Raw genomic sequence first — 9617 nt, 5'->3', positions numbered from 1 at the left:
ACACTGGCACTGCTACCCTTGACCATGGAGGCTCCTTCGCTAGAACGGATAGGTTTAAGGCACCACCCATTCTGCCTAGAAGCCTCTCGTCATATCAACCCACCCATCAAAACAACAAACACGGTCGGGCATGTCCATACGCTTGGGGAAAATTTGATATTGTTCTAAATTTAAGGGAGGGGCCATGTCGTCCAACGGTTCACCAGCGTCTACCGAAATTCCGGGAATGGAATCCACATCTGAAACCATCCGACGTATCTTCGGCAACGACAGTTCCACGCTGGGCGCCGAAATCGCGGACGAAACATCGCGCTATGAACGGCTCACCCGTCAGGAGTTCCCTCGCCCCGCACGTACCCGTCGTATCGCCGTCGCCAATCAGAAGGGCGGCGTCGGCAAGACCACGAGCACGGTGAATGTGTCTGCCGCGTTGGCGTCGCATGGTGCGAACGTGCTCGTCATCGACATGGATCCGCAGGGTAACGCCTCCACTGCACTCGGCGTTCCTCATGGCACGAAGGATCCGTCCGTGTATGACGTCCTTGAAGGTCGTCTCACCATCGAACAGGCGAAGCAGCAGTGCCCTGATATTGAACAGCTTGAGGTCGTGCCCGCATCCATCGAACTGTCCGGAGCGGAGCTGGAGGTCGCCGACCTGCCGAACCGCAACGACCTGTTGCGCGAGGCGCTTGACAGCTTCCTTGAGCAGTCCGAGAAGCACTATGATTACGTGCTCATCGACTGCCCGCCGAGCCTGGGCCTGCTGGTCATCAACTCGATGTGCGCGGTCACCGAAATGCTGATTCCGATTCAGGCCGAATACTACGCGCTTGAAGGTCTCGGCCAGCTCATCAACACCATCGGTCTGGTGCAGGATCACTACAACCCGAACCTGACCGTCTCCACCATGCTGGTCACCATGTACGATCGCCGTACGCTGCTCAGCCGCGAGGTGTTCACCGAGGTCAAGAGCCACTACCCGTCCATCGTGCTCGACACCACGATTCCCAGGACCGTTAAGATCTCCGAAGCGCCGAGCTTCGGCAAGACGGTCATCAGCTATGATCCGCGCGGCATGGGCGCGATCGCCTACGGCGAAGCAGCCTTGGAGATCGCACGTCGCTCCGCCTCAGTGCTGGCCGCCATCGATTCCAAGAGGGGAGACTAGTCATGTCCTCGAAATCACGTTTGGGCAAGGGGCTTGGCGCGCTGTTCCCCGCGCTGCCGGGCGAATCCAAGCATCACAGCCAGCCGGAACTTGACGACATCGCCGAGCCGAAGTCGAAGGCCGAGTCGAAGCCAACGCCGAAGAAGAAGCCGGCCGAGACCAGTCCGGTGACGTCTGCTGCCAAGCCGAAAGCGAAGGAGAAGTCCGACGCAAAGCCGGTGCCGGCAGCTTCATCCGAGACCGCGGCCAAGCCGGAACCGACAACATCCGAGACGAAGTCCACGGAGCAGTCCGCCGCACCGGAAGCCACGACGACCGCGGCTGTCAAGTCCGACGACGATGTGACTGCGAAGACCGGAGAAATCGCCCGTCCGGCCATTCCGTCCATGCGTGATTCGGTGCCGGATCTTTCGACGCCGACCGCAGCGTCCACGGCAGGCGCAACCGGTGGCCACAAGGAGTCTGGCTCGAAGCGTAAGCGCGTTGCGATGCCGTCCCTCGGCGACATGGCTCACCCGAGCGACATGTTCTTCGGCGGCAGCGACGCGATGGATTCTGTCAGCCAGAAGATTGAAGCCAACGGGGGAGTGGCCGTTCCAGCGAAGTCCGAATCGTCTTCCAAGGAGCGTACCGACTCCAAGCCGGCTGCCGATGGCGAGAAGAACGCCGAGAAGAAAGAGCTGGAACTCAAGCCGGTGAGCGGCGGCTATCTCATTGAGGTCGCCGTCAACGACATCGTGCCGAACGCGCAGCAGCCGCGTACGGTGTTCGATGAGGAGGAGCTGAGTGAGCTCTCCGCATCGATTAAGGAAGTCGGCGTTCTGCAGCCCATCGTCGTACGGAAGTATGCGGCGCAGTCCGTGAAACACGATGCCGAGCAGCAGATTGTTTCACGTGAAACATCGCCCAAGTACGAGCTCATCATGGGTGAGCGTCGTTGGCGCGCGTCCCAGCTGGCTGGTCTCAAGACCATTCCGGCCATCGTCAAGACGACGGCTGATGACGAGATGCTTCGCGATGCGTTGCTGGAGAACCTGCATAGGGTCGCGCTGAATCCGCTCGAAGAGGCGGCTGCGTACCAGCAGATGATCGACGAGTTCGGTCTGACGCAGGCGCAGCTGTCGAAGTCCGTCTCCAAGTCCCGTCCGCAGATCGCCAATACGCTGCGACTGCTCAACCTGCCGGCGAGTGTGCAGAAGAAGGTCGCCGCGGGCGTGCTGTCCGCCGGTCATGCACGCGCTCTGCTGGGCTTGAATGACGAATCGCAAATCGACAAGCTCGCCACGCGCATCATCGCCGAAGGACTGTCCGTGCGCAGCACTGAGGAGATCGTCGCCATGCAGAACGCGGCGAGCGATGTGCCGAAGAAGCCTCGCGCCGCGAAGAACAATCCGTGGGCCGGTTCGCCGATTGTCAACAACCTGGAGAATCACTTCGACACCAAGGTGGCCATCAAAGGCAGTCAGCAGCACGGTCGCATCGAGATCGTGTTCTCCTCGCCTGAAGATATGGAACGCATCCTCAGTATGCTCATCCCCACCGGCCAGCAGCCTCCGCAGCCCGGCGCCCAGTGGGTGTGATCCAGCATTGAGCTGACCTTCAGCATGGTCAAGGCCTTCAATGAATGCATAGTTCATTGAAGGCCTTGTTGTTGATGAGGGGAAGTCATGCCGCGGCGGTGAATCGCGGTGACGGACAAGTCGAAGCACATGAGGAACAGCACCTCCTCGAGTGCGCTATCGCCACCACCATAGACGAGGTTGCACTGGTCGTGCTTGACGTGCGGTGCGCCAACGACGTCAACAAATAAGACGAATATATGATCTCGAGTGCGTCGGCTGACATGGTTGTCATAGGAGTTCTATTGTATTCACGGCTCTTTTTCTTGACGAAAACAAATCTAACAGGAGATGTTATCCGTTCATGCTCGCATACGGCAGGTCTTTGCAATGAAGCAAAACGTGCAACCCATCACATACTGTGAAGGTTCGACGTAATAGAGGTCTTCCGATGTGATTTATCGTTGAAAAGAAAAAAGGCTGGCACACGACGTCTATACTGTAAAACAACGGGGGTAATAATGATTAAGGTTTTTCCACGAATACTGACTCGGGCACATTGTCTGTTCTTGAAAAATGGAGTCTCTGTTTTTGATTGTAAACAAGCGAAACGTGTGCATATAGAAAAACGACTCACTGAGAGAAATGAGCATGTCTGTGTCAGAGTAGCTGACGATTTACGGCATAGCTTTATCAGAGTCATGTAAAAGCGAATCGATGTGAACTATGTCAAATCGAACGTACTGGGGCTTCATTCGCAATGCAGTATCTGGGCCATTGTTAGGTGCATCGTGTATTGCACGTGCCGCAGCTGGGCTGTTGCCGTATGGAATAACGGTCTATTATATAGCAAAGAACGAATACGCTTTAGCCGGTATTGTATCTGCTGTAATGATGATTGCAAGTTCTCTTACTTCAGGGGTACGAGGTCGCATTGTAGAACAATACAGTCCACGTATCGCATTAATTGCCATGGCGGCGGTGAATGGGGTTACTGCGCTGATGACAATAGGCATAGATTCTATTCCATCGGAAAATGTGATGGTTAAGTATCCGGTGGAAATGCTATGTGCTATTGGTTCGGGTATATCGTTGCCTCCCGTCTCTGCAGTGATTCGTGATGTATGGAATACCATCACTGATGATCAAACAGAGAATATGACCTTGCATTCACTGGATTCGATACTAGAAGAGGCTGTCTTTTCTATAACACCATTCATTACATCGACTTTGTGGCTGTTTATGAGTCCTGTTGTCGGTGTTGTGGCAGGTGCCTTGCTGGGTGTATTGGGGAATGCGATTATAGTCATATGCGGTATTCAATCAACTTCAAGAGTTAGGGAATTATTTAGTCGTAGGAGTATGTTGAAGCCTGTAGTTGGTATGCAGAAACTATGGCAGAGATCATACTGGTTTAGAGGAGCTTGGGCATTACTGATTCCTCAGTATGGTGTTGGTTTTGGACTCAGCGCATTGACATTGCTTTTACCAAAAGTAACAGAATCGTTGTGGGGTAACGAAGCATTCAGCGGATACCTGCTAAGTGCAATCAGTATTTCAGGGGTGCTGGCGACTATGGTTTGGGGAAAGATGCATCTAAAAATAACTCAAGCTAAGAAATACATGTTGCTTTCTGTTGCTATCTGCATTTCGAATATGATATTTCTGTCAATACCGTTTGTCGGAAACGGGATATATGCAGGATTACTGCTCATAATGGCTGTTATATTGTATGGATCTGCTATGAGCCCAATGTTTGTCACAGCATATACTTGGATTGATTTACATGTAAATGTGAATAACCAAATAACGGCCAATACAATGCTTGGTGGTGCTTATAACTTAGGAGATGGTTGTTCCAGCATATTCACAGGTGTGATTGCCGCTTCTCCACTTTGTGTTGCTCTCCCGGTGGTCTGTGCGGTTGTTATAGCTGCTGAACTTCCGGCTGGATGTATTGGCTATGTCGACAGAGCAGAGAAAGGGAGTCAGAGTCGCTGTTATTGAATCTGCTCCAATTGAGACCGCTCCAACTCCAATAGCTGCTTCCGGTTTGGAGCTGAGAAGAAGGTTCGATTATTATCATGAAGTACATTGATATAAGAAATGCCGGTATGTTTCACGTGAAACATACCGGCATGGTCAATCGGTTTAGCAGAGCAGCCTACTGCAACGAGGCAAGGTAGGCCTGAGCGTCGAGGGCGGCGCGGCAGCCCATGCCGGCTGCGCTGATCGCCTGGCGATACACGTGGTCGACGCAGTCGCCTGCCGCGAACACACCGGGCGCGGACGTGACGGTCCCGGCGCCTTCAACGATGATGTATCCCTGCGCATCCTTCGCGACCGCGTCGCCGAGGAACGCGGTGGCAGGTTCGTGGCCGATGGCGATGAAGATGCCGTTGGCTGGCACTTCAGTCACTTCGCCGGTGACCGTGTTGCGCACTGACACAGACGTGGCCGACTGCTCTTCGGCGGCGGCCCCAGCGGCAATGTTACCGACCGACAGTCCGGCAGCCGGGGCGGACAGCGACAGCGACAACGCTGGCTTGGGGGAGTCGCCGGCCGCAGTATCGGAGGTCGTCGTCTCGGATGTCGCGCCGGAACCGTGAATCTCGGTGACGACGGAGTTCATGAGCAGGTTGATCTTCGGATTGCTTTTCGCGCGGTCGACCATGATCTGTGATGCGCGGAACGTGTCGCGGCGGTGGATCACGGTGACGGACGAGCCGAATCGCGTCAGGAACAGCGCCTCCTCGAGCGCACTGTCACCGCCGCCGACGACCACGATCGGCTGGTTGCGGAAGAAGAAACCGTCGCAGGTCGCACAGTACGAAACGCCGTGACCGGAGTACTCCTGCTCGCCGGGCACGCCGAGCTTACGGTACTGCGAGCCGGTGGTGATGATGACCGCGTTCGCGGCGATCGTCGTGCCGTCACTGCACGTGACCGTCTTGGGGGAGGAGTCGAAGTCGACGCTGGTGACATCGAGATATTCGATCTCCGCACCGAACTTCTCCGCCTGGTCACGCATCTTGTCCATCAGGTCAGGACCGAGGATGCCGTCAGGGAAGCCAGGGAAGTTCTCGACGGTGGTGGTGTTGACCAGCTGGCCACCGGGGGTCAGCTCGCCGGCAAGCACCAGTGGACGGAAGCCGGCACGCGCAAGGTAGATGGCCGCCGTGTATCCGGCGGGGCCGGAGCCGATGATGACGGCCGGGCGGACGTCGGATGAAGTGTTCTGATTCTCTGTAGTCATGCTCTTCACGATAGTGTCCCGACCTGACCGGTTACGGTCTGAGCGGAAAGCGCTCTTCGGCGTGTCGCGCACGGAGTTGTCCGGTTGAAGTAGGTGAAGGTTGCAACAGACCGCGAAGAAAGAAGAAGCCCATGAACCATCTGCCCATCATCCCCGAAGATTTCGGCGCATGGATGCTCAGCATATGCCTTGTCGTTCTGCCGGTGGCATACACGATTATGAAACCGCGACTCAATCAGAAGCATGTCAACGGCGGTCTGTCGTTCGGCGCTGGACTTGGCGGCCTGCTGATTGGATTCGGCCTCAACATGATCATCTACATAAACGCGCATTCGCTGAGCAACGGGCTCGCCTACTTCGGCCTGTTCGGCGGCGGCGTGGTGCTGATTATCATCGGCATCAATCTCATCGCTGCCATGTTCCGGGAAGTCGATGGCGCCAAAGCTGTGTACCTCGAACAGCAGGAGCGAGAACTTCGCCAGTCGGAGGTCACCCATTCGATCGGCCAGGTGGCGAGTGATTTTGACATCCCCAGGGTTCCAGACACGCAGCCGAACTATCGAGGTTACCGACTGATTATGCAGGATGCCGGCGGAGACCCGTCGCCGCTGTGGCAGCAGTATCACGACAAGAGCACCAACGCTGCGAGTCATCAGTACCGCCTGTTCGGTGACCCCGGCGTCGGTCTGAACGCGAGTGGCTTCGACAGGCAGAACGTACGCCCCGGGCAGAAAGGCGAGCAGCTGTTCGCGCGGATCATCGCCAACATGCCTGAGCTGAACGTGTTGAGTTTCTGGAGCCTGCACGGCATCGACCAATACGGATTCCTCATCGATGCGGATATCGACTGCATGCTTATCGGCATCGACCAGAAGGGCGTCACTCACCGCTGGTTCGTTGACGTGAAGAACTACAAGGGTGGGGCGGACACCATGTACATCAACGAGAACGAGCACAGCCTGATGCGCGTCAGCCGCACGCAGCATGCGTTCATTCTCGGCCCGGACGGCAAGCCGGTCATCGGTCTGTCCGACAACATGAACCGGCAGCGAGACAATTGGAATGAGAGCGAGGGCAGTACGTACGGAGAGATGAGAAGGCTGATCACAGGCGAATGCAATGTCCTGCCTGAACCTGTTGACGAGTGGGTGGTGTGCATGACCGGCGGCGAGCATGGAACACCGCTCATGGCTGATGTGTACTGGCCGGGCCATATTCGTGCCGTCAGCATGGAACAGCTGATTGCGGAGATCGCCGACCTGCATCTCGCGTATCCGGCGAACATCCCCGATGAATTCATCAATCATGCGAAAGGCATGCTAAAGAACCCGCACGGCAAGCCGCGCGAGGTCGCTCCGTGGGTGAACAAGGAGCTTGCAGCGAAGTGGAGGGACGAAGACCTCGCCGCCGCCCAAGCCGCCCAGGCAGCCCAGGATGAGCGGTGACCGCTGACATCTATCGGTCGCTGTATACCCTTCGCCCCCTCGGTAGAGGGACGAGCAATAAAGGCTGTCCCGCCGCCTCGGCCCCCTCGGCGGAGGGGGCTGTCAGCCGTAGGCTGACTGGGGGAGCGTACCCGCACATTCACTCGCTCTCCTCATAGCCTCTCAGCCAGCAAGAAAACCAATGCCCATAGAACACACTAATGTTGTCCAGTTGGGTAGAATGTGGGTTGTGCGGTGAGGTGAATGTGCATCGCGTGAATCGCACAGAAACAACAACAGTGGAGAGGGAATCATGATGAATGTTCATGACATGCCGCCGGTTCCGCTGCGGGGGGGGGATTCTGGAGATGACGATCGTGCGGTGACGCGCGGGAACCGTAGGCGGTTGATGATTACGGCTGCTGCGGTCGGCATCGCTGTTCTGATCGCCGTGGGTGGCGGGTTCGGCTACCATGCGTACGCGGAGAACACCCGGCAGGCCGAGCTGGCGCAGGCGCAAGCGGAATGCCGGACCGTGGCGAAGAAACTTGAATCCGCACGCGCCGACTATCGGAAGCAGCTGGAGTCGGAGACCGTCAGGGCCGCGTTGCAGGTGACCGGCAAGCAGGTGCCGGACGAGGACACGACGCGAAGCGGCCTCGCCAAGCTCGCCACGCTCGACACCGACAAGCCGAAGACAGACGCGAACGCATGCGACGCGACCGGTATCGAACAGGTGACCACGTTCGACGGACGGTTGAAGCAGTCGCTCGCCACTGTCACAGCCACGACCGGCAAGCTCGACAAGGCGGCCCGCAAGGTGCTTGCCGCGAAGGACGAGAAGACTCTCACGGACGCGCAAACCGGCCTGAACACGAAGATCACCGCCGCCCGCAAACTGCTGGACTCGTCCGACGGGAAGGTCGCCGACAATACGACGCGCGTCAAACTCACCCAAGCCATCCAGCAGGCCGCCAAGGTGAAGACCGGCAAGAATGCGTACGCCATGGGGGAGAGCGGCCGCCAGTTGGACGCGACGATGAAACTCGTCAACAATTCGATCAACGCCAAAACGAAAGCCGACGCGGCCGAGCGGGCGAAGCGATGGTCGAATGGTTCGGGATACTCGCATACGGGCAACGGATACTCGGGGTACGGGTATTCAGAAATGTGGCACAGCCAATCTAACAGCGGTAACGGGAACTCGCATGGAAATGTTTCCGTCAATGGTAATACATCCAATAACAGCGGAACCGGGAACCACAGCGCACAGCAGCGTCCTAGTTCCGGCAACTGCTATTTTGATGCCGAAGAAGGGGATTCAGATTTTAATGACAACCCCTTGATCTGCGACTAGAACGTTATCCGCGAACCGAATCAAAAGAACGTCTTCCGTTACTGCGCTCATCAGTCTCCCGATTGTGCATAACTATCAAAACAAAAGGTGACAACATTTGACGGCAACATAGGTTGTCAAGTAATATTGTATTGTGAGATTTGAAGATGAAGTCGATGAGCCGCTGATTCTTCCGTCAGCGTTCAAACATGGAGTGTCGGAGAACGATATCTTACATGCGTGGCGTGAAGCGAGAGGACCAGTGGACATCAACTACGACCGCGATCCTCCTACGTACATGTACGTGGGTCCCGGAGTGTCCGGTGCTGTCTGGTATGAGATAGGCACTGCTTCCAGGGCCGGCTATGACGTGGAGCTGATCGTGCATGCAATGAAGGCTCGTAAGCGGTATCTACGAAAGGAAGGACTGCAATGAGATTCGAAGATCTTCCCGAGAGCGAGCGGAAAGCACTTGCTGAGTTCGGGTACGAAATAGCAGCTGAGATGGAAGCGAAAAACGCGCCTGATCCCGGCGATCCGACACTCGATCCGCGATATGATCCGTCACGTGAACTACGACGTTTGAACTATCAGCGGCATGCACTGGATCGCGAAATAGAACGTACCGTAGACGCCAGCCGTAGTCATGGCCAGTCGTGGAACACCATCGGCCGGGCTCTGGGAGTGACCGCCGAAGCCGCGAGACGCCGTTACGGAGTGCGACGTCTCCAAAACTCCTGATTCGGCCTCATGCCGACTTCGATTACTTCACATATCAGCTTCGCATCAACTTCGTAAAGCTTCGTATCAATCTTAAGATGATACGAAGCTTTACGAAGTTCCTGCGAAGTTCGCCGCACCGACGCTCACGCAC

General features: G+C 56.4%; 7 protein-coding genes. 6 read left to right on the top strand and 1 reads right to left on the bottom strand.

Annotated features, from left to right (window positions below):
- The first annotated feature begins 226 nt into the window (after window positions 1-226).
- From F7D09_RS10815 to F7D09_RS10805, 3 genes are all read left to right on the top strand, one after another.
- Window positions 227-1168: a ParA family protein gene (locus tag F7D09_RS10815; protein ID WP_193312458.1), complete on the top strand. Its 942-nt coding sequence runs from the start codon at window positions 227-229 to the stop codon at window positions 1166-1168.
- A gap of 2 nt (window positions 1169-1170) precedes the next feature.
- Entirely contained in the window at window positions 1171-2748 is a 1578-nt protein-coding gene (locus F7D09_RS10810; protein WP_152235495.1) for a ParB/RepB/Spo0J family partition protein, read from the top strand.
- Between the two features lie 705 nt (window positions 2749-3453).
- Window positions 3454-4734: an MFS transporter gene (locus tag F7D09_RS10805; protein WP_152235494.1), complete on the top strand. Its 1281-nt coding sequence runs from the start codon at window positions 3454-3456 to the stop codon at window positions 4732-4734.
- A gap of 157 nt (window positions 4735-4891) precedes the next feature.
- On the opposite strand, the gene F7D09_RS10800 is transcribed toward F7D09_RS10805, so the two are convergent.
- Entirely contained in the window at window positions 4892-5983 is a 1092-nt protein-coding gene (locus F7D09_RS10800) for an NAD(P)/FAD-dependent oxidoreductase (protein ID WP_152235493.1), read from the bottom strand.
- A 131-nt stretch (window positions 5984-6114) separates the two neighbouring features.
- On the opposite strand from F7D09_RS10800, the gene F7D09_RS10795 reads away from it, so the two are divergent.
- From F7D09_RS10795 to F7D09_RS10780, 3 genes are all read left to right on the top strand, one after another.
- Window positions 6115-7428, top strand: coding sequence for a hypothetical protein (locus F7D09_RS10795; protein ID WP_152235492.1), 1314 nt, complete (start codon window positions 6115-6117; stop codon window positions 7426-7428).
- 388 nt (window positions 7429-7816) lie between these two features.
- Window positions 7817-8764: a hypothetical protein gene (locus tag F7D09_RS10790; RefSeq protein ID WP_152235491.1), complete on the top strand. Its 948-nt coding sequence runs from the start codon at window positions 7817-7819 to the stop codon at window positions 8762-8764.
- A 411-nt stretch (window positions 8765-9175) separates the two neighbouring features.
- Window positions 9176-9484, top strand: a complete 309-nt coding sequence (locus F7D09_RS10780) for a hypothetical protein (RefSeq protein WP_152235489.1) — start codon at window positions 9176-9178, stop codon at window positions 9482-9484.
- Window positions 9485-9617: the final 133 nt, after the last annotated feature.

Origin of the sequence: Bifidobacterium leontopitheci, from assembly GCF_009193355.1 — a bacterium.
GTDB classification, from domain to species: Bacteria; Actinomycetota; Actinomycetes; order Actinomycetales; family Bifidobacteriaceae; genus Bifidobacterium; species Bifidobacterium leontopitheci.
Note: the sequence above shows the minus strand (reverse complement) of the source record. Positions and strands in the feature narration are given on the sequence as shown.